The sequence below is a fragment of the Yoonia sp. F2084L genome (assembly GCF_023015625.1).
GTDB lineage: Bacteria > Pseudomonadota > Alphaproteobacteria > Rhodobacterales > Rhodobacteraceae > Yoonia.
On the sequence record NZ_JALKAH010000001.1, the window covers coordinates 884,998 to 909,083 of the forward strand.

Below are 24,086 nucleotides of genomic sequence, written 5' to 3' on the forward strand. Positions count from 1 at the left end.
GCTACGCTGTTGATTTGGCTGAAACCCAAGCTTACCGCTACGACAGAATTCGGGGTACACTGCGCCAACGACCATGCTAAGACACCATAGCTACGGTATTGGGATTGAGTGAATTATGAGTGCATCTGAAACAGCCGGTTACCAGGGTCCAGCACTTCTTCACGTCGGCTACATCAAGACCGGCACCACTTATTTGCAGCAAACCATCTTTGCTGATGAAAGCTTGGGATTTGCATTGGTGGGCGGGGATCAAAACCGTGCACTGCTCGTCAGTTGGTTTCGTGCCCGCAATGACTATGACTTTGACGCCGAAGCCCTGAAAACCGAGATGCGCGCACTTGAGGAACCAATTCGCATGCGCGGGCTTATCCCTGTGTGGTCCGAAGAAACCCTTTTGGGCGACCCTTTGGTGTCCGACTACTGCGGCCCCGCGATTTTGGCGCAGCTGAAACAGCTTGATCTGGACGTCAAAGTGCTGATCACCATCCGACGCCAAGAGGGGTTCGCTTTGTCCGGCTACCGCGAGGCCCTGCGCTATGGGCGCTACAGGATGCGCGATTTCATCGGCACTGGCAAAGAAGAGCTTTCAATGCGACCGATCTTGCGGCCAGAGTTTCTGTGTTACGACATCGCTCTCGCCCATTACCGGAACACTTTCGGCGCAGCAAACTGCACGGCCTTGCCCCTCGAAATGCTGCGCAGTGATCCTGTTGGTTATGCCAATGTGATATGTCGCCTGATGGACCGCCCCGACGCGACGAACGTTGACGCAGCACCTCGCAACGTGGGACGGGGTGCAACGGCCTTAACGGTAGCGAGAGTGCTTAATGGGCTCTATACAGTCAGCCCTCTAACGTTTCAGCGCAGCCTGACACATCGTGTGGTCGACAAGGTACTGAACATCATAAACCGGCTCGCCCCTGCAGCGCTGGACCGGCGCATTGAGACGACATGGCGCAAACAAATTGATGACGCTTATGAGAACCGGTTTGCTGACAGCAACCGTCGTCTGGAAGAGATGACCGGCCTCGTTCTGCAGCAGTTCGACTATCAATAGCTTTTAGTCTCCGCGCGGTCAGCAGAGCAATCAACATAAATAAAAGAAAATGGCGCGGTTGACGGGGCTCGAACCCGCGACCCCCGGCGTGACAGGCCGGTACTCTAACCAGCTGAGCTACAACCGCGCATCTACTTGTTCGGCATCGCGACCGAACGTGGGCTGCTTCTAAGTGGGGGAACGCGCCCCGTCAAGCGCCCTTAGCGATCCGGCAGTGGAATAAATTCCGCGTCATCGCCGGGCGGCAATTGAAAGCGTCCGTTTTGCCAATCGCCGGCGCGCCAAGCCTCTTTTGCCTCTTCGATGCGCTCCTTGCTTGAGGCCACGAAATTCCACCAGATATAGCGCTCGCCTTCCATCGTGGCACCGCCCAGCAACATCACGCGCGCGCCTTGTGAGCCCGCTTTCATGCTCACGCGATCACCGGGGCGGAATACCATCATGCGGCCCTGATCATAGGTCTCGCCTGCGATTTCCACAGAGCCTTCAAGCACATAGGCCCCACGGTCCTCGTGATTGTCGGGCAGTGGCAGGCCCGCGCCTGCCGCCAACACGGCGTCGAGGTAAAACATCTCAGACGGCGTTTCGACCGGCGCGCGTTCGCCGTAAGCGTCGCCCATGATCAGGCGCACTTGTTTACCTTCTCCCTCCATCACAGGCAGGTCACCCTTGGGCGCGTGAATAAACGCCGCCTCGCGATCCTCGGCCCCTTTGGGCAAGGCAATCCAGGACTGAATACCAAACAGGCTCTGTGGTTTCTTCATTGCCTCGCCATCCATGCGTTCCGAGTGGGTGATCCCGTGGCCCGAAATCATCAGGTTCATCGCCCCCGGTTCGATCCATTGGTCAGTGCCAAGACTATCGCGGTGGTGGATAGCGCCGCGATGCAGATACGTCACCGTGGCCAGCCCTATGTGGGGGTGCGGACGCACATCCATTCCCTGACCTGTGACGAACTCCGCAGGGCCCATCTGGTCAAAGAAGATAAAGGGACCGACCATCTGACGGCGCGGTGCAGGCAGCGCGCGGCGGACCTCAAAGCCGCCCAAGTCACGGGCACGGGGCACGATCACGGTTTCAATCGCGTCAACGGCATCGCCGGTCGGGCAGTCAGGATCAAGGGCGGGGTTCCAGCTCATCGCTTTGCTCCTTTATGGGTACAGAAGGAAAGATATATCGGGCCAAGTTGAATGCTAGACCGCTCCACGAAGAGAAATTGTGCAAACACGCACAGAACCATAGGTTTGGTGTGAGGCGACGAATATCAAGCTGAGGTATGGTGGGTGATGAGAGGCTCGAACTCCCGACATCTTCCGTGTAAAGGAAGCGCTCTACCAACTGAGCTAATCACCCGACGCCGCATCGTTTAGACCAGCCGTGCGGACAGTGCAAGCCTCATTCCAACAGGAATTGTTCACCGTCTTTAAGATGGTAGACGCGCCCCTGCCCACCATGCGTATCGGGTACTGCATGGGCCTTTTCGCCGACAACCAAGCCGCGGATCATGCTGCTGGTGATCCCATGGGTGACAAGCACGGCAGGGCCGCTCAAATCGGACAGAAAGTCCTGACAGCGCAGCTTGAGACGGGCAAAACCTTCGCCATTCGGGGCAATTTCGTATTGTGATGTGTGCGGTCTTTTGGGTGTTGGCAACGTGTCACGCAAAAGACCAGACCAGTCTCCAACTCCAATCTCCCGCAATCTGTCGTCCGTGCGGATGTGATCCGCAATGCCAGCAAGCGCGATACCCGCCGTTTGAAAGGCACGCCCTTGTGGGCTGCTAAGAAAAGCAAAGCGCTTCAACTCAAGCTCTGCCAGAATAGCGCCTTGCCTTGCCGCATCACGCAGGCCCTTTTCCGTTAAGGGCGAGTTGAGCTCACCTTGCATCCGGTTTTCGGCGTTCCAAATGGTTTCGCCATGGCGAAGAATATAGAGTTCTGGATACGACATACGTCAGCTCTGACAATCAGGAATAATGGTCATGTGGCGCTAGGCATCGTCGTCGGGCGCGACCGCCAGTGACGCGTTCTTGGGCGTGCGCAGCTTAAGCGTCATGACCGCTGCACCATTTTCAAGCGACTTGGATTTGACCAACCGAAGTTTCCCCAAAGGCGGCACATTCAGCTCTGCACCATCGCGCAACGCCTCTCCAATCACAGCAAGGGCGGCTTCGACCGTCGGCTTCACATCACGCTTCTTGAGGTTTGTACGTAATACCACCTCATCCAAAAGCTCCGGCTTCTTCACCAATCTTGGTGTGCTGTCTTCAGGCGGCATGGACATATTTTTGATCCTTCAATCGCTTTGCCTATTACCTCGCGTTCAGGTTGGAACGTCAAGCGGATTGCGACGCTGTCGTGTGAGATTGAACAATGCAATGCTAAACCGTCGCCGATAACGCAATTTTTGGGCTAATGGCATCATCGTATTCTCTGCTCAGGTGTTCCTCCAACGATGGCAACTCAACGTGCAAAGGACATCAAAGCAACTCTTGTTCTCGCGGGGCTTTCCCTCCCCGGAATGAAGACACCTCTATCTGTCGCGTTGCGGCAACCGCGCCAACACCCAAGGTCAGGACCCACTAAGTTCGCGCCGTCAGTTTGTCAGATTGTGGCTCAGCGCGCAGAATAGTTTAGTGAAAGCGAAAAAAAGGCGCCCCTCGAAAGGGGCGCCCAATGCTAAATCAATACGCGACATCAGTGCGCGCGGGCACCCTCGCCACCGCTTTGCGCTTTAAGTGCAGCGGCGGCAGCTTCTTCTGCGGCCTCATCCCACTCAATCGCTTCGGGCTTGCTGACCAGCGCGTGTTCCAACACTTCGGATACGTGAGTGACGGGGATGATCGTCAGCCCCTCTTTGACGTTGTCCGGGATTTCCGGCAAGTCCTTGGCGTTATCCTGCGGGATCAGAACAGTCGTGATCCCACCGCGCAATGCGGCCAGCAGTTTCTCTTTCAAACCACCAATCGGCATCGCATTGCCGCGCAAAGAAACCTCGCCCGTCATGGCGATATCCTTTCGCACAGGAATGCCTGTCAGAACAGAAACGATGGATGTCACCATCGCGAGACCCGCGCTTGGACCGTCCTTTGGTGTCGCCCCATCGGGGACGTGGACGTGGATGTCGATGGTATCGAACTTCGGCGGCTTCACACCAATCTCTGGCGCGATCGAGCGCACATAAGAAGAGGCCGCATCAATCGATTCCTTCATTACGTCGCCCAGCTTACCGGTGGTTTTCATCCGTCCTTTGCCCGGCAAGCGCAGCGCTTCGATATTGAGAAGCTCACCACCCACGGACGTCCAAGCCAGACCGGTGACAACACCGACCTGATCACTTTCTTCGGCAAGCCCAAAGCGGTGCTTTTCGACGCCCAGGAAATCATTGAGATTAGCGGCGGTTACATTGATGATATCCGCCTCCTTCTTGACGATCATGGTCACGGCTTTGCGCGCAACTTTGGCCAGTTCCCGCTCCATATTCCGCACGCCGGCTTCACGGGTGTAAACACGGACCATCGCCAGCAGGGCATCATCAGCGACCGAGAATTCCTTATCCTTCAGACCGTGATTTTTCATGACCTTCGGCAACAGGTGCTGCTTGGCGATCTCGACCTTCTCATCCTCGGTGTAACCAGAGAGGGAAATGATCTCCATCCGGTCCAAGAGCGGCCCCGGCATGTTGTAAGAGTTCGCTGTGGTCAGGAACATCACGTTCGACAGGTCATATTCAACCTCCAGATAGTGATCGACAAAGGTCGAGTTCTGTTCCGGATCAAGCACTTCGAGCATCGCAGATGCCGGATCACCCCGGAAATCCTGCCCCATCTTGTCGATCTCATCGAGCAGGATAAGCGGATTCGTGGTTTTCGCCTTTTTCAGCGCCTGAATGATCTTACCGGGCATCGACCCGATGTAGGTCCGGCGGTGACCGCGAATTTCGCTTTCATCGCGCACACCACCAAGGGAGATACGGATAAACTCGCGCCCCGTGGCTTTCGCAACCGACTTACCAAGCGAGGTTTTACCAACACCCGGAGGTCCAACCAGACACATGATCGGGCCTTTGAGTTTCTTGGAACGCTGCTGCACCGCAAGATACTCAACGATCCGCTCTTTGACCTTCTCAAGACCGTAGTGGTCGTTGTCCAGCACCTCTTGGGCCTTATGCAGGTCCTTTTTGGTGCGTGATTTCACGCCCCACGGGACGCCCAAGATCCAGTCCAGATAGTTGCGCACAACGGTGGCTTCCGCTGACATCGGCGACATGTTCTTAAGCTTTTTCAGCTCTGCATCAACCTTTTCGCGGGCCTCTTTGGACAGCTTGGTTTCGGCGATCTTCGCCTCAAGCTCATCAACCTCGTTCTGGCCTTCCTCACCGTCGCCAAGTTCCTTTTGAATGGCCTTCATCTGCTCATTCAAATAATACTCGCGCTGGGTGCGCTCCATCTGGGTTTTGACGCGGGTCTTGATCTTCTTCTCGACCTGAAGCACGGACATTTCGCCCTGCATCATGCCAAAGACCTTTTCCAGACGCTCGGACACGGAAAGTGTTTCCAACAGCCCCTGCTTTTGGTCCACTTCAATTCCAAGGTGCCCGGCAACAAGGTCTGCCAATTTCGCGGATTCAGTCGCCTCACCAATCGCAGCCATCGCCTCTTCTGGGATGTTTTTCTTGACCTTGGCATAACGCTCAAACTCAGCCGAGACGTTGCGCACCAGCGCTTCGATCTCAGCCGGATCGCCTTCGGTTTCGGTCAGATAGGCGCAAGATGCCTCAAAGAAGCTGTCATTTGGCACAAATCCGGTGATCTTTACGCGGTCGCGGCCTTCGACCAAGACTTTCACAGTGCCATCGGGTAGTTTCAGCAGTTGCAGGACATTCGCCAGCACGCCGGTCTTGTAGATACCTTCTTCATCCGGATCATCCTGGCCAGGGTCAACCTGACTGGACAAAAGGATTTGTTTGTCGTCCTGCATCACCTCTTCCAAAGCGCGGACAGACTTATCGCGGCCCACGAAAAGCGGCACGATCATATGCGGAAACACCACAATGTCGCGCAGCGGCAGGACGGGGTAGGATGAACTCAACGGTTCTTGCATGCTCTTTTCCTTTTTTGGCAAGACGCGCCTGTCCCGCTTGGCGGCAACGTGGGGCGTCTCCTTGGCCTCAACATGTGGGGTGATGTCGCAGTGGTTTCAACCAAACACATCAATTGCACGCGACAGAGTGCCCGTCTTGGCAGGCCGCCGCAAGCGGGCAAGGCAAAAAAGAACGGATAATTTTATGCGTAAATATCCGGTTTGGGTTGTATGCATACCCCGCATTAAAGAAGCTAAATCCGGACGGAGCATGATTTTGACGGCCAGTGCACAGAAAAAGGATAAGATTGCGCGGATTTGGCGTTGACGGTCTGCGTATCCGCGATTATCCCGCCCATCACGCGCGGTTGTAGCTCAGCTGGTTAGAGTACCGGCCTGTCACGCCGGGGGTCGCGGGTTCGAGCCCCGTCAACCGCGCCACTGCCTTTCCTGCGAAGACTGATATCTCCAAAATGGCAGCTGCGCTGCCATTGACAGTATTTGCTGATGCAGATGGTCCTGAAATCGTCATAATTTTAGAAGACCAGAGCGGTGCAACCGCAGTGTAAGGATACGCATGTTCGCTCAGCTTTACCGCCAAAGAAGACGGCTGATGCTTGTCGCGCTGGTCATCTGTGCACCGCTTTGGGTGGCCGTGTTCTGGAATGGTATCGACTACCCCCTTCCCTACTCGGTCACTGACTATTTTGAGAACAAGTATTTCTACTGGCTGTCCTTTGCGGTCTTTGCGCTTTTCGTGTCCGTCATAAATGTAGTTTTTCTGTTCGTCCCCGCCCTCTTCATTCTTTTTGCGACGCGGTGGCGCGGCATTGTCGAAGCGGGCTTTCTTGGCGTTTGTGTCGGCTTTCTTATCAGTGTCTTCCTTACTGCCACCGACAGGTTTGTTGATATATCGCGTTTTAGTGGTTTGCTCTGGTGGGTCTTGCTGTTCTGCGTTTTCTACTTTCGCCTGTATGATCGTGTATTGCCCAAGCTGCGCTTTGTCGCGCAAGAGACTTACAACAGCGCGAAGCCAATCGAACAGCTATGGGCTGAACTTGTCGTTGATGCTGCGTTCATTGATCAGCATTGGGACAAAAAGCTTATTGATATCACACACGCCCCCGATGATCCCGACAAATCAATCGCACGCTACCGCTTTGCCAAGTTCGAGGTGCGACAACAGATGCAGATCATCAAACATGATGCGCCGCATCACTTTGCCTACACCTACACAAACGTTGACGCCCCAAAGCAGCCTGTCATTGGTGGCACCTATAGCCTGTCCATTCAGGATCATGGTCATACACGGCATATCACCCTTGCCATGACAACGAACAAGCTGCCGTTCAGCGTTTGGATGCACATGTGGTTTGGTGACGGCCTTGGCGACCAAGTCGACCATCTGAAGGCACAGGAAACCGGCAAACGGGATTACTCAACGACAGGTGCAGTGATGCGCCAAGCTATCCGCCGTCATCAGACCGGTGCGATATCTCCCAACGCCCGGCCTTCGTGAAAATCTGCCTCCCAAGCCGCAAATGACCCCGCAGCAATCGCGTCGCGCATGCCTTGCATGATTTCCTGAAAGTAATGCAGATTATGCCAGGTCAGCAGCATACCCGAAATCATTTCCTGCGCCCGAAACACGTGGTGCAGATAGGCGCGAGAGTAATTGGTGCAGGCCGGGCATGTGCAGTGTTCGTCCAAAGGGCGCGGGTCATCCGCATGGCGCGCGTTCTTGATGTTCACGACGCCGCGCCGGGTGAACAGCTGACCTGTGCGCCCGGACCGGCTTGGCAACACGCAATCCATCATATCAATGCCACGCTTCACAGCGCCCACAATATCATCAGGCTTACCCACACCCATCAGGTAGCGGGGCTTATCTACGGGCAGCTGATCTGGCGCAAAATCCAGCACGCTGAACATCGCCTCCTGTCCTTCTCCCACCGCAAGGCCACCCACGGCATAGCCATCAAACTCAACCGCTTTCAGGGCCTCGGCACTCTGCGCACGCAGGTCCTCTTCCAGCCCGCCTTGTTGAATACCAAAAAGCGCGTAACCGGGCCGGTCGCCGAAGGCATCGCGCGACCGCTGCGCCCACCGCATCGACAGTTCCATGCTTGCGGCAATCCTCTTGCGATCCGCAGGCAAGGCCGGGCATTCGTCAAAACACATCACGATGTCAGAGCCGAGCAGTTTCTGGATATCCATCGACCGCTCCGGCGTCAGCTCATGTTTAGAGCCGTCGATATGACTTTTGAAGGTGACGCCTTTCTCGGTCATCTTGCGCAGATCGGCGAGGCTCATCACCTGAAAGCCGCCGCTGTCGGTCAGGATCGGCTTGTTCCAATTCATGAACTTATGCAGGCCGCCCAAACGGTCGATCCGCTCGGCGGTCGGACGCAGCATCAGATGATATGTATTGCCCAACAGAATGTCGGCACCTGTGGCCGCCACACTTTCAGGCATCATTGCCTTGACGGTTGCGGCCGTACCCACCGGCATAAATGCTGGCGTGCGAATATCCCCGCGCGGGGTCGAGATCACACCGGTCCGGGCTTTGCCGTCGGTGGCGTTCAGGGCGAATGAAAAGCGTTGGGTCATGGCCCCTCTTGCACTGATCTGGATGGGTTTGCCAAGGGGGATAACCCGTCGACTAGGTCACATCGTAAGGTGTGGGACGGTCCTTGAAGCAATAGTCAAAAATGGCAGCTATCTTTGCAATGCGCAGGCCTGCACTGCCAAACTGTATGCGCATCTTGGCCGGGTCGGACATCATCTTCAACGCTCCGTTGACGACATCAAAGCAAAAATTCACCATATTGAAGTTCAGATCCCGTACCAGCATGCGCCGTACAACAGCCGGCCCAAAATGTATGCGATAAATGAAATACAGATTTGTGTGTTCCCACCTCTTACGGCGAAAATGGTAGCTGTATTTGGTTTTTTCACCATGCTTGAGATCGTAGAGGATCGCTTCGGGAACGTGGCATAGCTGAATATCGCTTTGACGCAGGCGCATAAAAAATTCTGTATCTTCACCCCCCGACAGGTTGAACCGATTGTCAAAACGATACCCATGGCCAGAACTGTGAAAGATCGGCTTTTTGATCATGCAGTTACCCGTCTTGAGAAGGGTAGGCGTTGCTCCAAGCTTTAGATTTGGGCGCACTGCTGGGCGAATGTAGGTCGAGTAATCCGGGGGCAACTTTTCTTCATCGCGGCCGATGAAAACTTCACAATCAGAAATCTCGGATGCCGCCTGTTCAAAGCGTACCAGCCAGTCCTCGTGCACCTCATCATCGTCGTCAAGCAGGCAAAGCCAGTCTGCTTTCAAGCGCTCCGCCTCATCGAATGATCTGTTTCGCGCCGATACCAATCCCAGTTTGGGTTCATGTACGTGGTATATTGTAAAGGGAAAGTCCAATGCACCCAATATGTCGCCCAGTTTTGGTTCGACTTCGTTTTCGACGATCAGAACAGAGACGTCATAGTAGCTTTCGACATAGAGCTTGGATACGGCATCCAATGCCGCCATCAGAAGGTCGCTGCGGTTATGCGTACAGATGGCGATGACGACGCGCTTCTGGACAAAAGCATCTTTGACAAAACGCGTCGGTTTATTCGCAAAGTTATTCTTGAGCATGCCTACTTTTTCGAACAACAGCAATTGCCCCCCCGGACACTCACAGGTGGTAGCAATGTTACATTTCAATAAAAATGACAAGTCATGTCGTGGCCGCTATCCATCTGAGCCTCTTGGCGAAATGGGGCCTGCCACGTCGCACAAAAGGCTAATGCTGTGCACAAATAGGCAAAGGGCGCCGACACTTTGCCGACGCCCTTGGTATTTCTTGTAGCCGCTACCGGTTGATCAGCGCAGGGTGTTCCGGCTGTTGGGCAGGCGCAGCCATACTTCGACACGGCGGTTGCGCTCGCGACCGACTTCGCTGTCGTTGCACGACAGCGGCAGCAGTTCACCATAGCTGATGGGGCGCAGGTTTTGCGCATTGGCAACTGAGAGTGACTGGGCCAAAACGCGGCTCACTGCATCTGCGCGGTTCTGCGCCAGTGCTGTGTTGCGGGTACGCTCACCGACGGAGTCGGCAAAACCAACCAGCAAGACCTCAAGCCCTTCGAATTCACCGGCTTCCATACGTTCGGCCAGTTCTTGGATGTTGCGAATGGATTCAACGTCCAGCACGCTTGATCCGGTGTTGAAGCGGAATGAAGTGCTCAACCGGTCCGCGCCGCGCAGCTGCTGCATCATGTCGGAATACTGAGCACCGTCAAAGTCAGGCTCAACAGCGGCAGTGTGCACCAGCATCATTCCCATGTCTTCCAGGCGCATCCGCTCAAGTTCACGGTCAACAAAGTTGCTTTCCTTGATGTAGCTCTGTGCGTCGCTTGTCAGCGTCCAGTCCAGAAACGCCTGCGCTTCAGGGTGAATGATACCCGGCGTTGTGTAGGCATAAAGACGGCGGGACAGCGCATAGCCTTCGATTTTCATCCGGAAATCTGTTGGTGGAGACAGCAATCCGCAAACTTCACGAATAGCGAGCAGGTTCACGTCGTTGGTCCGCGCCAGCCAGCGGCCAACAAATCCTATACCACCACGATCAGCCATTACGGCGTCGACCATGTCCTGATAGGCGCTCCAGCGAACGACCTGAGCGGTTTCGTCACGGCCATTCGGACGTACCAGAGCGTCCATCATAACAGCACGGTCACCAGAGCCTTCACCGAAAGAGTTGACGGTAATGGGCACATTGCCACCGCCAAGTTGCAGCCAGTTTGTGATTTCGCCTGACCAGATCTGTGCGATTTCAAGCGAAGTCAGGTTCCGCACAGGGTTGTCAGGATGGGCGATCATCACAATGCCATCGACGCCCAAAACGGTCTCATCGGGGGTGTCACGCAGGTCAGGGATACCAGCGACGGCCAGTTTTTCGACATCACTGTCCTTCATGCGGCGGTCAGCGACGCCAATGGCCGCTAGTCCTTCGGCAAGTGCTGGGAAAGCGCTGCCGGATCCACGTGTTTGCAAATCAATCTCGGCGCGTAAAGTGCCATCAGCGTTGGTCAGCCTGACAATCCGCTCGGCTGCATCCTCAGTCGCTACAATCTCATAGGTGGCACCAACGGACGCAGCATAACCGCGCAGCAAGTTCGGGATTAGTGTCGTACCAACGGTACGCGATCCATAAATGCCAAACTCGGGGCCGTATTCCTGCCTTTCGGGGCAAAGAATACCAGTGCAGATCACACTGCTCGCCTTGATGCGAAGCGTACCGATATCTTCGGTTTCAACAATGTAAGTGTTGTTCTCAAAACTCAGCAGTTGACCAGAGATCGACATACTGCCGTCAACTGACTCCAATTGGATCGGAGCGCTTTGCTGAGCAAGCGTTGGGCTGGTCGCGATAGCAAATAAACCCGCCGCAACTGTGATGGCTTTCGTGAAAGCCTTGTACTTTAATTTCTTGAACTGTGGCATTACCTGAAGGTTCCTCGTTAAATCTCACAAGCGTTGTCAACATGACAAATGTGTTTCTATAACGGCAATCCATGCATTTTCTGCCTAATTTTGCATCAAATTGCACTATTCTTACGGTACGGCAGGCATTTTTGCCGACCTGACACCCGGACAATTGGCGCTTCAAGACGCATGAAGAAAGTGGCCGCTATTTTGTGATGGGCCTATCATCTGACGAATATCGCCAGTCTTTGTTCATGGTCAGCCGCCGAGAGTGCGATGCTTTACAACCTTGCAACGCCTTAAGGTCAAAAAACCCCCGGCCCCAGATTGACGATGCGGTCCCCCAATAACCGACGCTGTGCCGCACCCCCTTTACGCCTTCCCGCCCAAACCCTATATGTTTGCTCAGGTATATCGGGAACCGAGATCATGACAGACAGCAATGCTCAGCTTGAAGGCGCGCCGATGATTGCGCCGTCCACAACAGACCATCCGCTTTACGATGATGTCGTGCGGGCTTGCCAATCCGTATATGACCCTGAAATTCCGGTGAATATCTATGACCTTGGCCTGATCTATACGATTGATATCAAGGAAGATAACGCGGTCAATGTGATCATGACGCTGACCGCACCCGGCTGCCCTGTGGCAGGCGAAATGCCCGGCTGGGTCGCCGACGCGATTGAGCCGTTGCCCGGCGTTAAACAGGTCGATGTCGAAATGACGTTCGAGCCCCAGTGGGGCATGGACATGATGTCAGACGAAGCCCGTCTCGAACTCGGCTTTATGTAGCCCAGCCAATTTCTACACCGGTATTGCGACTTGCACTTGCCCCCCGCCCGCGCCAGCATAGCGACAAATGCGAGGGACCAATGGCCAATTATGCCGTTTTGACAGGCGATATCGTCAAATCTTCTCAGCTGCCTGAAGGCGGTTTGGACCGGATTTTTGCCAATTTAGAGCGGGCCTCTGATCTGATCGCCGGTTGGCAGGATGCCCCCACTTATCTGACACGCAATCGTGGTGATGGCTGGCAAATGGCCGTCGCACCGCAATTCGCGCTGCGCGCTGTCTTTGCGGCCCGCGCGGCGGTGCGCATGACCGACAAACGCTTTGACACGCGCGTCGCACTTGCGCTGGGCGATGGGGTGATCCCCGGTGACACGCTGGCCGACGCGCATGGGCCCGTTTTCACCGCATCAGGTCAGGCGCTTGAAGCAATGCCGCGCAGGCGCGATATGATTGTGGTGGACAATGAAAGCACGCTTGCCGTCGCACTGCGCCTTGCCGAAGAGATCATCAAACGCTGGACCGAGGCACAGGCGGAGGTGGCGCTTTTGGCACTTGATCCTGAAAACCCATCGCAAGCCGCTTTGGCCGCGTCTTTAGATGTGACCAAACAGACCATCCAACAACATGCTGAAGCATCTGGTATTGATGCGTTGATCGAAGCCTGCGAGGTGCTTGATGCATAGCCGACAGCCATATTTGGCTGTTTATGCAAGAAACAGTCATATGCAACTGCCTTTCTTAATGACAGGCGAATATGGCTGTCTTTTGAATAGACAGGCATATACGACTGTCTTCTATCAGGGCTGTCACTTGCAGCAAGAGCGGTGCGCCACGCCATGCTAACCACCGCCCTCGCCCTTTTGCTGGCCCATGTGCTTGCTGACTATCCGCTGCAAAACAGCTGGATTATCGCCAACAAGAAAAAACCTGCAGCAATGGCCGCACATATCGGCGTCGTTTTCCTGCTAACGTTGATTGCGCTGGGCGGAGAGATCATGCCAGCGTTGACGATCGCGGCCCTCCACCTTTGCATCGACTTAATCAAAACACACCTCGCGCCTGACAGGCTCTGGGCCTACATCGCTGACCAATTGGCGCATTTTGCGACAATAGCTGGCGTGTTGTGGTTTTGGCCTGAACTTGGGGCGCTTTGGCCGGACGCCACGATTTGGGCCCAATACCTGATGGCCATCACAGTCGGTACCATCCTTTGTGTCTATGCAGGTGGCCCCGCCGTCGGACTATTGATGCAAGACTTCGACACGATGCCACAACAAGGTCTGCCAGAGGCCGGACGTATGATCGGCCTTCTGGAAAGGGCTTTGATCTTCCTGATGGTGATGGCCGGACAACCCGGCGGGATCGGTTTTCTGATCGCCGCCAAATCGGTGCTGCGCTTTGATACCGCGTCCAAGGATCAAAAGGCAGGCGAATACGTGATTATCGGCACGCTTGCCTCTTTCGGATGGGCCTTGCTGGTCAGCTTTGCGACACTATCACTCATCACGTTCTACGGGCTGGACCCCACGCCATCTTGAGTGCGCCGCTCATGTACCTTACATAGTGTTTAAAGGAGAACACAATGTTCGGCATTCCAGGCAAACAAGCGGTAAGCATCACCGACAAGGCTGCAGCACAAATCGCGAAACTGATGGATAAAGACGGCCATCAGGGCTTGCGCATTGGCGTCAAGAAAGGCGGCTGTGCGGGCATGGAATACACGATGGATTACGTGACTGAAGTTGATCCGCTGGATGAGGTCGTTGAACAGGACGGCGCGCGGGTGATGATCGCCCCCATGGCGCAGATGTTTCTGTTCGGGACAGAGATTGATTATGAGGTCTCGCTTCTCGAATCCGGCTTCAAGTTCCGCAATCCAAACGTCGTGGATGCCTGCGGCTGCGGCGAATCCATCAAATTCGACGAAAATATCTCAGCAACCTGATGACCCTCGCGGACGCGGATATCGCTTTCGCGAAAGACCTTTTTTCTGAGCTTGGCAATGTGACTACCCGCAAGATGTTTGGTGGCATGTGCCTGTATCTGGATGGCGACGTCTTTGCACTGATGAGCAGTGACAGCCAACTCTACCTGAAGGCCCAAGGTGACATAGCCACACAACTTTCCGATGAGGGTGCAGCCCAATTTCATAATATGCCCTATTGGTCCATTCCCGACGCAGCCCTTGACGATCCCGGGGAGGCCTGCACATTAGCACGACGTACTATCGCGTCACTGATGTAAGGACCTGCCATGCCCCGTAAGATCGCTGCCGGAAACTGGAAGATGAACGGTGTGCAAAGCACCCTGGCCGAGCTGAGAACGTTGGAAGACAAACATGGCGATGCAGACATTGCGATCCTGATCTGCCCACCCTTTACGCTGATCAGTGCCTGCGAAGACACCCCTTTCGATATCGGCGGTCAGGATTGCCACCCTGAAGACGCCGGGGCGCATACTGGTGATATCAGCGCCGAGATGCTGGCCGATGCTGGTGCCAGTTATGTGCTTGTTGGTCATTCCGAACGCCGCACGGATCATGGGGAAACCGATGCGTTGGTCGCTACAAAAGCACAGGCCGCCTATGATGCCGGGCTGATCGCGGTCATTTGTATCGGTGAGACATTGGACGAACGCGAAGGCGGCAATACGCTTGATGTCATCGACGCGCAGTTGGAAGGATCCGTTCCTGCAACCGCAGATGCGCTGAATACCGTCATTGCTTATGAACCGGTCTGGGCCATCGGCACCGGCAAAGTTCCAACGACCCAGCAGATCGCCGAAGTTCATAGCCACATCCGCACGCGCCTAAGCGACCGCTTCGCCGATGGGGCCGCGTTCTCATTACTTTATGGTGGATCCGTCAAAGGCAGCAATGCCGCTGACATCTTTGCCGTGCCGCATGTCAATGGTGCACTTGTCGGTGGGGCCAGCCTGACGGCACAGGACTTTTCCCCTATTATCGCCGCACTGGAAGAGGCGTAAGACCTATCCGTTAGGCACCTCAATCACATCACGCAATGTACTGACGGCAGTGCCAATATCCCTCATCACAGCGTCAGCCCCGACCAGATCGTTGATATCGGGGTGATATTTTAAAATGTTGCCCGCCACAACGAGATGGGCCAAAGGATGTGAGATGCGCAAAGCAAGCACCAGACGTGTCAGAGGTTCGATCATCCCGTCGGAATTCGCCACCAACACAATAGCCAGATAACTGCGGCGGTCGGACTGTTCAACCAGCATATCATGGTCCAGCCCGACCATCATATCCACGTCCCAACCTTCACGGCGGAACACATCGGTCGCAATCTCAATTCCAAGTGTGTGGGTTTCCCCCGGCACCAGCGCAAACATCGCCGGGCATTCATCGCGGTTGTCCAATATGCCGGGCGCAATGACATGACGCAGGCCCCGGATAATCCGGTAAAGCTTGCCACAGGCCAGTGTGACATCAATGAACGAAATCTCGTCATTGTCCCACATCTCGCCCAGACGACGGGCAGCGCCTGCGATATAGCCAAGATAGATGGCATCAACCTGCACCCCGTCGCGGCGCGCGGCCAGAATGAACCTATCGGCGGAATCATCCTTTTTGGACAGCAAAGCGCTGCACAGCAGATCAATGTCTGACGGGGTGGGTAGGTCTTCTTTTCTGACAGCACGCGGCATTCGAAATGCAAGACGCCTTACAACTTCGCGCGCAAGTGACGATACAGCCACTTGCGGCAATTTCTGTTCAACTAACCGTAGCTGGCGATCAGCCCTATTATACTCAAAGCGATCAAACGCTTTTTCGCCCATTGGCGCTTTGGCCATGAACGGTCCTCCCTTGTTGGCACGTGATGTTCCCACTTCGCCCGTTGGCCAGACGATTTTGTATCCAACTGCATACAGGTTACCATAAAACAAAGGTGTGCAGTGCGCGTCAGAACGTCGCGGCGCACGGTTGGGTTGCGCCACAGGCAGGCCTTTGCCGTCAGGGTCCCCGCTGATCATTCTTGGATGATCGCCTTGCAAAGGCAGATTGCGTCGGACAAACCTGCTTCTATGCAACAGCTTAGCCAAATGCCAACCGACCCAACCTTTGTCCAGAACCCCTATCCGTTCTACGAAAAAGCGCGCGCTGAGGGTGATTTCATATGGTGGTCGGACTACAACATGGCCTGTGCCGTGTCTCACAAGATGGTCCATGCCGTGTTGCGTGACAGGCGGATGGGGCGCGAATGCCCTGCTGAACTTGCCCCCAAGATCCCCGCGCATCTACAACCGTTCTTTGATGTCGAATCTCATTCGATGCTAGAGTTGGAACCACCCCGCCACACCCGGTTGCGCTCATTGGTATTGCGTGCCTTCACCAGCCGCACGATTGCAGCGCTCCCGCCGGATATCAGCGCCTTGTGTCACCAGCTGATTGACGGGTTTCCAACAGGCCCCTTTGATTTGTTGACCCACTACGCACAACCCGTTCCGGTCATTATCATCTCGCGGCTTTTGGGCGTACCAGAGGACCGTGCTGATGATCTGGTGCGCTGGTCAAATGCGATGGTCGCGATGTATCAGGCCCGCCGCACGCCCCAAATTGAGGCGGACGCAATTGCGACCACCAATGACTTTGTCGCGTTCATGCGCGGGTACATTGCCAAGCGGCGTAAAACGCCCACTGACGATCTGATCTCGACCCTGATTGCCGCCGAAGAGCACGGTGAGAAGCTAAGCGAGGATGAGCTGATCACGACATGCATCCTACTGCTGAACGCCGGACATGAAGCCACGGTGCACACGCTTGGCAATGGGACAAAAACGCTGTTGGAACATGGTGTAGCCGACATCACAGATGCTGCGGTCGAGGAAATCATCCGCTTTGACCCACCCCTGCATATGTTTACCCGCTGGGTCTATGAGGACGTTGAATTGGGCGGTCAGACCTTCAAGCGCGGTGACCAAATCGCGTGCCTGCTGGGTGCGGCAAATCGCGACCCGCTGGCCTATGAGAGCCCCGAAGTTTTCGATCCGGCGCGCAAAGGTCCCCAAAACACCAGCTTTGGGGGTGGTATCCACTTTTGTGTGGGCGCCCCCCTTGCCCGGTTGGAGTTGCGTATTGCGTTGGAAGTCCTGTTTGAACGGTGCCCCACCCTGAAACTGGCCGGGACACCGCAGTATGGTGATGTCTATCACTTTCACGGGCTTGAGCGGCTGATGGTCTCAACCGGCACCTAATTTGCGAACCGCACGACCTGCGTAGGCGTGATCCGGTACACTTCATCCTCAAGACCATTGGCCTGCATGAACCGTGCGATTGATCCGAAGGTGGCAGTTCCAACGTTGGCCCCGTGATCAGCGGTTGTCAGCGCTTGTGACGCTGCTGGTGCAAAAAGCCGCTGCAAGCCATTCAGCTGTACTGGTTGCGGTGCAAAATACGCCCCGATATTGGCTTTGATCTGCTGCGGATCATCGGTGTCGTAAAGAGCGGCCATCAGCACATCCAGCGTATGTTCAGTGCAGTTTTGAAACTGCCCCGTGCGCGGATTTGCAAGCACGGAATAGCGCGCATTGTGCAAGGCCGCGTAGGTGGGGCTGGCAATCACATCAAGCAGTTTTCTTTGCAACCGCGGGTCGGGAATGATGACACCTGCATCAAGACTATGGGCACCGGCAAAGAAATCACCCGGGCTGTCTTGGACCAGATCACTGTGGGTCAGGTCACCGTCGCGTTGGTAGAGGTTGTAGACACGGTACCCCTGCCCTGTGGTGCCGTCCTCAAGTGTAATCCGAGAGTAGACCCAAAAAGCGACATGCGTGTAGTTGATCCCATTTGGCAGCACCGCTGGGTCGCGCCCGACCCGCGACACAATGGCGACACGTGCCCCACGTCCTGCAAGATCGCGTTGCACTTTATTGGCAAAGCTCGCGACATCGGCGGCAGGCAGAACAGGGTTTGTGGCAGCGCTGCTCCCGGCGGTGGCTGTGACGGGAGCCAGCGTTGACAGAGCAATCAGAACAGAAGCGATAAAACGTCTCATCATCATCCCCTTCAGTTCAGGACCGGCGGGCCGTTCGGCGCTACACATGGTGCGGGTTGCCGGGTTGCCGCGACGCGACACCCCGCAGGTGCTGTTGCACCCAGCCCCGCGTCCAGCACCTCGATCCCTGCATCGACCGAGGCGGTGCCAACGCTTTCGATCGCGGCCCCCGTCACTGATAGCACCGCGCCTGCTGCGACGACCGGCACTGCCGACACTGTGGCAGCACCGGATGCGACAGCACTGGCCCCGTGGCTGGCAGCCTGCGCACTGTGGTCCACCGATTGCGCGGTGTGCTGAACACTGGGTGCAGCACAGGCGGCGGCCAGTGTGAGCGTCGCCAGTGTGATTGCGAGTTTGGATTTCTGCATGGTATTTCTCCAATATTATGAACGATGTTCACAATAGCTAGCGGAGCCTCGCATCTCAGTCAATACATTTTTTGAACTATGTTCATATATGATGTGAGGCCGATCCCACCCCAAGTGCCCTGCTACCGTTAAAGCGGCAATGCCACCGTCGATTTGATCTCCTCCATCGACAAAAGTGCTGTCACATTATGCACCTTCACTTCGGAAATCAGCGCCTGATAGAACGTGTCATAGGCCCGCGCGTTCTGAACCCGGACCTTTAGAATATAGTCGATATCACCTGCCAGCCGATGTGCCTCTTGCACCTCGGGCCGTGATTTCAACGCTTTAAGGAACCGCCCCTGCCAGTCTGCGTCATGCTCGGACGTGCGGATCAGAACAAAGAAACAGGCCTCAAACCCCAGCGCTTCGGCGTCTAGTAAAACGGTCTGTTGCCCGATGATCCCAGCCTCTCGCATCTTGCGAATGCGATTCCACACAGGCGTCTTGGACGACCCTACAGATTTGGCAATTTCGTCCAATGATTGCGCTGCATCGGCTTGCATCGCTGCCAAAATTTTCCGGTCTGTGACATCTATCCGTACCGACATTCTTAAATCTCCAATTTTGCAGGACAGGTGGTCCTAACTCAGCACCTGATAGAACAAACGTCCTTATCAACAGCTATGGGGAGGCAAATATCAGAACATTATTCTATATTGAACCCAAGAAATCGCAAGGCAGACCCATGAAGCACTTTCCTATCTTCCTCGCCGTTGAAGGCCGCCGCATCGTTTTGTCAGGTGGCGGTGATGCCGCCATGGCCAAGCTGCGCTTGCTGATGAAGACCGAGGCGCATCTGACAGTCATCGCCGCAGACATTGCCGATGACATCCGCAAATGGGCGGGTCAGGGCAAGCTGCGGATCATCGACCGCGCAATGGAACCGGGCGATGCGCTTTGCGCCGCTCTCTTTTACGCCGCCAACGAGGATGACGCCGAAGATTCCCGTGTATCCGCCATTGCCCATGCTGAAGGCGCGCTGGTTAACATCGTCGATAACCTTGCCGACAGCCAATTCATTACTCCCGCCATTGTCGATCGCGATCCCGTCACCGTCGCAATCGGCACCGAGGGTGCTGCCCCCGTGCTTGCCCGCGCCATCAAGGCGGACCTTGAAGAGCGCCTGCCAACATCTTTGGGTGTTCTCGCCCGCATCGGCAAAACCTTCCGCCACGCGGTCGAGGTGCTGCCTATGGGCCGCAAGCGCCGCGACTTCTGGTCATCCTTCTATTTTGGCAGCGGCCCCAAAGCACTGGCCGAGGCTGGCGAGGGTGGTGTGATCCCTGCCCTTGAGCAACTCCTCGACACGCACATCACGCAAACCGCCAAGGCCGGTTCGGTTGACCTGGTCGGCGCTGGCCCCGGTGACCCCGAACTGCTGACCCTAAAGGCCCGCAACGCGCTGGATAAGGCCGATGTTGTGATCCACGACCGTTTGGTCACCGGTGAAATCCTTGAACTCGCCCGTCGCGAAGCGATTATCATTGATGCGGGCAAGGAAGGTTTTGGCAAATCCATGGCCCAATCCGACATCGACGCGCTGATCGTGCAGCACGCGCTGGACGGGCATCATGTTGTGCGTCTGAAAGCAGGCGATCCAACGGTCTTTGGCCGCCTGGACGAAGAGATCGAGGCGATTGAAGCCCATGACATTCCTTACCGCATCATCCCCGGCATCACCGCCGCCTCTGCCGCTGTGGCCAACATCGGCCAAAGCCTGACCAAGCGTGGCCGGAACTCTGCCGTGCGTTTGATCACGGGACACGACACCAAAGGCTATGCCGATCACGATTGGAAGGCGCTGGCCCAGCCCGGCGAAGTTGCCGCGATCTATATGGGCAAGAAATCTGCCCGCTTTATCCAAGGCCGCCTGCTGATGCATGGTGCGGATCCTGCGACGCCTGTGACCATCATCGAAAACGTCAGCCGCGCCGATCAGCAGATTATCGCGACCACGCTGGCCGAACTGGAACCAACCCTGACCCAAGCTGACCTAAAGGGCCCGGCGATCACCTTCTACGGCCTCGCCCCACGCGATGCCGCAGCCCAAGCCCGCCAACTCAAGGAGTTTGCATAATGCCCCGGAGTTTCTCTCCCAAAGTCATCACCGCTAATGCGTTGCTGGAAGGCGACGCGGTTTGGCTGACCGAAGCCAACACATGGACCCGCGATATCAGCGAGGCCGAGTTGCTGACCGATGAAGCACACGCTGATTTGCGCCTGTTGGAAGCGCAATCGCGGGTCGATGAAATCGCGGGTGCCTATCTGGCGGACGCCAAAGCAGGCGAAGCAGGCCCCGAGCCCACGCATTTTCGCGAAGCCTTCCGCACACGCGGCCCATCCAACTATGCCCATGGCAAGCAAGCGGAGCTTTCATAATGTACACCTACACCGACTTTGACGAAGCCTTCGTCCGCTCACGCGTCGCACAATTCCGTGGGCAGGTTGAACGCCGCATTGATGGCTCGCTCACCGAAGACGAATTCAAGCCGCTGCGCCTGATGAACGGCCTCTACCTGCAACTGCACGCCTATATGCTGCGTGTGGCAGTGCCATATGGCACGCTGAACCCAGCGCAGATGCGCCAGCTGGCCTATATCGCTGACCGCTGGGACAAGGGCTATGGCCATTTCACCACGCGTCAGAACATCCAGTACAATTGGCCAAAACTACAGGATGTACCTGATATGCTGGAGGCGCTGGCCGATGTCGGCATGCACGCGATCCAGACATCCGGCAACACGATCCGCAACGTGACTGCGGACCATTTTGCTGGTGCTGCCGCAGATGAAATCGAAGACCCACGCCCGGTGGCCGAGCTGCTGCGCCAGTGGTCCACCGACCACCCCGAATTCCAGTTCCTGCCGCGCAAGTTCAAGATTGCCGTAACCGGTGCGGAACATGACCGCGCAGTCACCAAAGCCCATGACATTGGCCTGCGCATGGTCCGCAACGATGCGGGCGAGCCGGGTTTTGAAGTCATCGTCGGCGGTGGCCTTGGCCGCACCCCGATGGTCGGCAAGGTCTTGCGTGCTTTCCTGCCCAAGGCCGATCTGCTGCCTTATTGCGAAGCGATTGTCAGCGTCTACAACCTGCTGGGCCGCCGCGATAACAAATATAAGGCGCGGATCAAGATCACCGTGCATGAGAACGGGCTGGAGAAAATCCAAGAGCTGGTAGAAGAGCGTTTCGCGGCGATCCGTGCCGGGTTCACCGGCCACGATCAGGCCCTGCTGGCCGAGATTGAGGCTGCCTTCGCGCCCCCTGCGTTCGTGACAAAATCAACCGACGGCTACGAGGCTGCGCGCCTTGCCAACCCCGCCTTCCGGTCATGGACAGACACCAACCTCGCTGACCACAAGGCCGACGGTTACGCCATCGTATCCATCAGCATCAAGAAGCACGGGTCCACACCCGGCGATGCCACATCTGACCAGATGCGCGTGATGGCCGATCTGGCCGAAGAATACGGTCATGGTGAGTTGCGCATCAGCCACGAGCAGAATGTGATCCTGCCACATGTGCACAAGGCGGACCTTGCAAAGGTGTATGCCGCCCTGCGCGAAGCCGATCTTGCGACGGCAAACATCGGTCTTGCGTCCGACATCATCGCCTGCCCCGGCATGGATTACTGCGCGCTGGCGACCGCACGCTCAATCCCGATTGCACAAGAGATTGCGACCCGGTTCGATGAGTTGAAGATTGAACATGAGATCGGCCAGCTGAAGATCAAAATCTCCGGCTGCATCAATGCCTGCGGGCACCACCATGTCGGTCATATCGGTATCCTCGGGCTGGACCGCGCAGGCATTGAAAACTACCAGATCACGTTGGGCGGTGACGGGACCGAGACCACCACCATCGGCGAACGCGCAGGCCCCGGTTTCAGCGCCGAAGAAATCGTGCCCGCGATTGAACGTCTGGTGACCGGCTATCTTGGTCTGCGCACCGATGCAGGTGAAACCTTCCTGCAAACCTATCGCCGTCTGGGGATGGAACCCTTCAAAGCCATCCTTTATCCAGCAGAGGACAAAGCAAATGCCGCTTAAAGAACTGGCCGAGCGCCGCAATATCCTGCACCGCAAATCTGATGCGCAAACCGTGCTGCGGCACGTATTAAGCGACGTCCAGATTGGCAAAATGGCTTTGGTGTCCTCTTTCGGGGCCGAAAGTGTTGTGTTGCTGCATATGGTGGCGCAGATCGACAAAACGACGCCCGTGATCTTTCTGGACACTGAAATGCTGTTTCCCGAAACGCTGACCTATCAGCGTGAGGTCGCAGCATTGCTGGGTTTGACTGATGTGCGTATCATTGGCCCAAACCGCGACGCGGTCCTGACAGAAGATGTGGATGGGCTGTTGCATCAGGCCGACACCGATGCCTGCTGCGACCTGCGCAAGACACGGCCATTGGCGGAAGCGCTGGCCGAATTCGACGGCTGGATTACGGGGCGCAAGCAATTTCAGGGCGGCAAACGCGCTGACCTGCCGTTGTTCGAAAAAGAGGGCCGCAAGATCAAGGTCAATCCGCTGAACAAATGGTCTGCGCAGGACTTGCAGGATTACATGGCAAAACACGATCTGCCGCGCCATCCGTTGGTGGCACAAGGCTATCCATCTGTCGGCTGCATGCCTTGCACCACACGCGTCAGCGACCATGAAGATCAGCGCGCAGGCCGTTGGCGTAACAGTGAAAAAACAGAATGCGGTATTCATTTTGACGCCACGAACACCGCCAAGGAAGGACAAGCCGCATGAGTTTGATTGTCACCGACACGGGCTTTGCCGTCGATGATTTTGCCTGCGGTTTCGTCGCCTTGGATGATGTCGCAGCAAACGATTGCGACTATGGCATTGATTTGCCCTCCGATACCACACCTGAGGCGCTAGCAGGCCTCAACAACGCGGCGATGATCCGCATTGATTTCCCTTCCTCTGCGGATGGGCGCGGGTTCACGCTGGCGGCGATGTTGCGCCGTGCGGGCTATAAGGGCCGTTTGCGGGCCAAAGGCCATGTGCTGGCAGACCAATACGCCATGGCGCGCCGGTCCGGCTTTGACGAGGTCGAAATCGACGACGCCCTGGCCGCCCGCCAACTCGAAGACCAATGGCAATTCCGCGCAGATTGGCAAAATCACAACTATCAGGCCCGCTTGCGCGGCCAGAAATAGACCGCGCCCCCTTCCCCTGATCCAGATCAACGACTAAACCGGAGGGCGGCCCTATTAGGGCTGC

Annotated in this window: 25 protein-coding genes and 3 tRNA genes; 15 read left to right on the top strand and 13 right to left on the bottom strand. The window is 56.1% G+C overall.

All coding sequences use genetic code 11. The features are described from left to right. Positions 1-115: 115 nt before the first annotated feature. Positions 116-1,057, top strand: coding sequence for a hypothetical protein (locus tag MWU60_RS04325; protein WP_247225881.1), 942 nt, complete (start codon positions 116-118; stop codon positions 1,055-1,057). A 50-nt stretch (positions 1,058-1,107) separates the two neighbouring features. Here MWU60_RS04325 and MWU60_RS04330 read toward each other — a convergent pair. The 6 genes from MWU60_RS04330 to lon all read right to left on the bottom strand — a co-directional run bounded on the left by MWU60_RS04330 (position 1,108) and on the right by lon (position 6,159). Beyond that, positions 1,108-1,184, bottom strand: a tRNA-Asp gene (locus MWU60_RS04330). A gap of 73 nt (positions 1,185-1,257) precedes the next feature. Then, positions 1,258-2,196 (bottom strand): pirin family protein, encoded by a 939-nt coding sequence (locus tag MWU60_RS04335; protein ID WP_247225882.1) that lies wholly within the window; start codon positions 2,194-2,196, stop codon positions 1,258-1,260. Between the two features lie 138 nt (positions 2,197-2,334). Beyond that, a tRNA-Val gene (locus MWU60_RS04340) sits at positions 2,335-2,410 on the bottom strand. 42 nt (positions 2,411-2,452) lie between these two features. Further along, entirely contained in the window at positions 2,453-3,007 is a 555-nt protein-coding gene (locus tag MWU60_RS04345; RefSeq protein WP_247225883.1) for a histidine phosphatase family protein, read from the bottom strand. Between the two features lie 39 nt (positions 3,008-3,046). Continuing rightward, positions 3,047-3,340 (bottom strand): HU family DNA-binding protein, encoded by a 294-nt coding sequence (locus MWU60_RS04350; protein WP_247225885.1) that lies wholly within the window; start codon positions 3,338-3,340, stop codon positions 3,047-3,049. Between the two features lie 413 nt (positions 3,341-3,753). Continuing rightward, on the bottom strand, positions 3,754-6,159 hold the full coding sequence (gene lon / locus MWU60_RS04355) for an endopeptidase La (protein ID WP_247225887.1): 2,406 nt from the start codon (positions 6,157-6,159) through the stop codon (positions 3,754-3,756). Between the two features lie 343 nt (positions 6,160-6,502). Here lon and MWU60_RS04360 point away from each other — a divergent pair. Continuing rightward, positions 6,503-6,579: transfer RNA gene (locus MWU60_RS04360), tRNA-Asp, on the top strand. Positions 6,580-6,715: 136 nt separating this feature from the next. Continuing rightward, on the top strand, positions 6,716-7,657 hold the full coding sequence (locus tag MWU60_RS04365) for a hypothetical protein (protein ID WP_247225888.1): 942 nt from the start codon (positions 6,716-6,718) through the stop codon (positions 7,655-7,657). Here MWU60_RS04365 and tgt read toward each other — a convergent pair. The 3 genes from tgt to MWU60_RS04380 form a co-directional block, all read right to left on the bottom strand. Continuing rightward, the gene (gene tgt / locus MWU60_RS04370) at positions 7,618-8,748 is read right to left on the bottom strand and encodes a tRNA guanosine(34) transglycosylase Tgt (RefSeq protein WP_247225891.1); all 1,131 of its coding nucleotides are present in this window, start codon (positions 8,746-8,748) and stop codon (positions 7,618-7,620) included. The two genes, MWU60_RS04365 and tgt, sit on opposite strands and share 40 nt — an antisense overlap. Positions 8,749-8,800: 52 nt before the next feature. Continuing rightward, on the bottom strand, positions 8,801-9,871 hold the full coding sequence (locus tag MWU60_RS04375; protein WP_247225893.1) for a glycosyltransferase: 1,071 nt from the start codon (positions 9,869-9,871) through the stop codon (positions 8,801-8,803). 147 nt (positions 9,872-10,018) lie between these two features. Next, positions 10,019-11,524, bottom strand: a complete 1,506-nt coding sequence (locus MWU60_RS04380; RefSeq protein ID WP_247225895.1) for a phosphate ABC transporter substrate-binding/OmpA family protein — start codon at positions 11,522-11,524, stop codon at positions 10,019-10,021. 528 nt (positions 11,525-12,052) lie between these two features. Between MWU60_RS04380 and MWU60_RS04385 the strand changes: the two genes are divergently transcribed. The 6 genes from MWU60_RS04385 to tpiA all read left to right on the top strand — a co-directional run bounded on the left by MWU60_RS04385 (position 12,053) and on the right by tpiA (position 15,400). Further along, entirely contained in the window at positions 12,053-12,415 is a 363-nt protein-coding gene (locus MWU60_RS04385; protein ID WP_247225896.1) for an SUF system Fe-S cluster assembly protein, read from the top strand. Positions 12,416-12,495: 80 nt separating this feature from the next. After that, positions 12,496-13,098 (top strand): hypothetical protein, encoded by a 603-nt coding sequence (locus MWU60_RS04390; protein ID WP_247225897.1) that lies wholly within the window; start codon positions 12,496-12,498, stop codon positions 13,096-13,098. A gap of 153 nt (positions 13,099-13,251) precedes the next feature. Continuing rightward, on the top strand, positions 13,252-13,953 hold the full coding sequence (locus MWU60_RS04395; protein ID WP_247225899.1) for a DUF3307 domain-containing protein: 702 nt from the start codon (positions 13,252-13,254) through the stop codon (positions 13,951-13,953). Between the two features lie 44 nt (positions 13,954-13,997). Continuing rightward, the gene (locus tag MWU60_RS04400; RefSeq protein WP_247225900.1) at positions 13,998-14,360 is read left to right on the top strand and encodes an iron-sulfur cluster assembly accessory protein; all 363 of its coding nucleotides are present in this window, start codon (positions 13,998-14,000) and stop codon (positions 14,358-14,360) included. Then, entirely contained in the window at positions 14,360-14,659 is a 300-nt protein-coding gene (locus MWU60_RS04405; RefSeq protein ID WP_247225902.1) for a TfoX/Sxy family protein, read from the top strand. The genes MWU60_RS04400 and MWU60_RS04405 overlap by 1 nt, the downstream gene beginning before the upstream one ends. Before the next feature lie 9 nt (positions 14,660-14,668). Beyond that, positions 14,669-15,400, top strand: coding sequence for a triose-phosphate isomerase (tpiA, locus tag MWU60_RS04410; protein ID WP_247225906.1), 732 nt, complete (start codon positions 14,669-14,671; stop codon positions 15,398-15,400). 3 nt (positions 15,401-15,403) lie between these two features. On the opposite strand, the gene MWU60_RS04415 is transcribed toward tpiA, so the two are convergent. After that, positions 15,404-16,234 carry a cobalamin B12-binding domain-containing protein gene (locus MWU60_RS04415; RefSeq protein ID WP_247225907.1) on the bottom strand — a complete coding sequence of 277 codons (831 nt, stop codon included), beginning with the start codon at positions 16,232-16,234 and terminating at the stop codon, positions 15,404-15,406. Between the two features lie 231 nt (positions 16,235-16,465). Here MWU60_RS04415 and MWU60_RS04420 point away from each other — a divergent pair, with 231 nt between their 5' ends. Then, positions 16,466-17,635, top strand: coding sequence for a cytochrome P450 (locus MWU60_RS04420; RefSeq protein WP_247225910.1), 1,170 nt, complete (start codon positions 16,466-16,468; stop codon positions 17,633-17,635). Here MWU60_RS04420 and MWU60_RS04425 read toward each other — a convergent pair. The 3 genes from MWU60_RS04425 to MWU60_RS04435 form a co-directional block, all read right to left on the bottom strand. After that, on the bottom strand, positions 17,632-18,438 hold the full coding sequence (locus MWU60_RS04425; RefSeq protein WP_247225911.1) for a DUF2145 domain-containing protein: 807 nt from the start codon (positions 18,436-18,438) through the stop codon (positions 17,632-17,634). The two genes, MWU60_RS04420 and MWU60_RS04425, sit on opposite strands and share 4 nt — an antisense overlap. 11 nt (positions 18,439-18,449) lie before the next feature. Beyond that, the gene (locus tag MWU60_RS04430) at positions 18,450-18,809 is read right to left on the bottom strand and encodes a hypothetical protein (protein WP_247225912.1); all 360 of its coding nucleotides are present in this window, start codon (positions 18,807-18,809) and stop codon (positions 18,450-18,452) included. Positions 18,810-18,937: 128 nt separating this feature from the next. After that, a complete protein-coding gene (locus MWU60_RS04435; protein ID WP_247225913.1) occupies positions 18,938-19,399 on the bottom strand; it encodes an Lrp/AsnC family transcriptional regulator in 462 nt (153 codons plus the stop codon). 137 nt (positions 19,400-19,536) lie between these two features. Between MWU60_RS04435 and cysG the strand changes: the two genes are divergently transcribed. The 5 genes from cysG to MWU60_RS04460 are packed head-to-tail and all read left to right on the top strand — an operon-like array spanning position 19,537 to position 24,022. Further along, a complete protein-coding gene (cysG, locus tag MWU60_RS04440; protein WP_247225914.1) occupies positions 19,537-20,928 on the top strand; it encodes a siroheme synthase CysG in 1,392 nt (463 codons plus the stop codon). Further along, entirely contained in the window at positions 20,928-21,230 is a 303-nt protein-coding gene (locus MWU60_RS04445; protein WP_247225915.1) for a DUF2849 domain-containing protein, read from the top strand. The genes cysG and MWU60_RS04445 overlap by 1 nt, the downstream gene beginning before the upstream one ends. After that, positions 21,230-22,900 (top strand): nitrite/sulfite reductase, encoded by a 1,671-nt coding sequence (locus tag MWU60_RS04450; protein ID WP_247225916.1) that lies wholly within the window; start codon positions 21,230-21,232, stop codon positions 22,898-22,900. The genes MWU60_RS04445 and MWU60_RS04450 overlap by 1 nt, the downstream gene beginning before the upstream one ends. Further along, complete coding sequence (locus MWU60_RS04455; protein WP_247225917.1) at positions 22,890-23,609, top strand: phosphoadenylyl-sulfate reductase; 720 nt, start codon at positions 22,890-22,892, stop codon at positions 23,607-23,609. The genes MWU60_RS04450 and MWU60_RS04455 overlap by 11 nt, the downstream gene beginning before the upstream one ends. Continuing rightward, positions 23,606-24,022 carry a DUF934 domain-containing protein gene (locus MWU60_RS04460; protein WP_247225918.1) on the top strand — a complete coding sequence of 139 codons (417 nt, stop codon included), beginning with the start codon at positions 23,606-23,608 and terminating at the stop codon, positions 24,020-24,022. The genes MWU60_RS04455 and MWU60_RS04460 overlap by 4 nt, the downstream gene beginning before the upstream one ends. Positions 24,023-24,086: the final 64 nt, after the last annotated feature.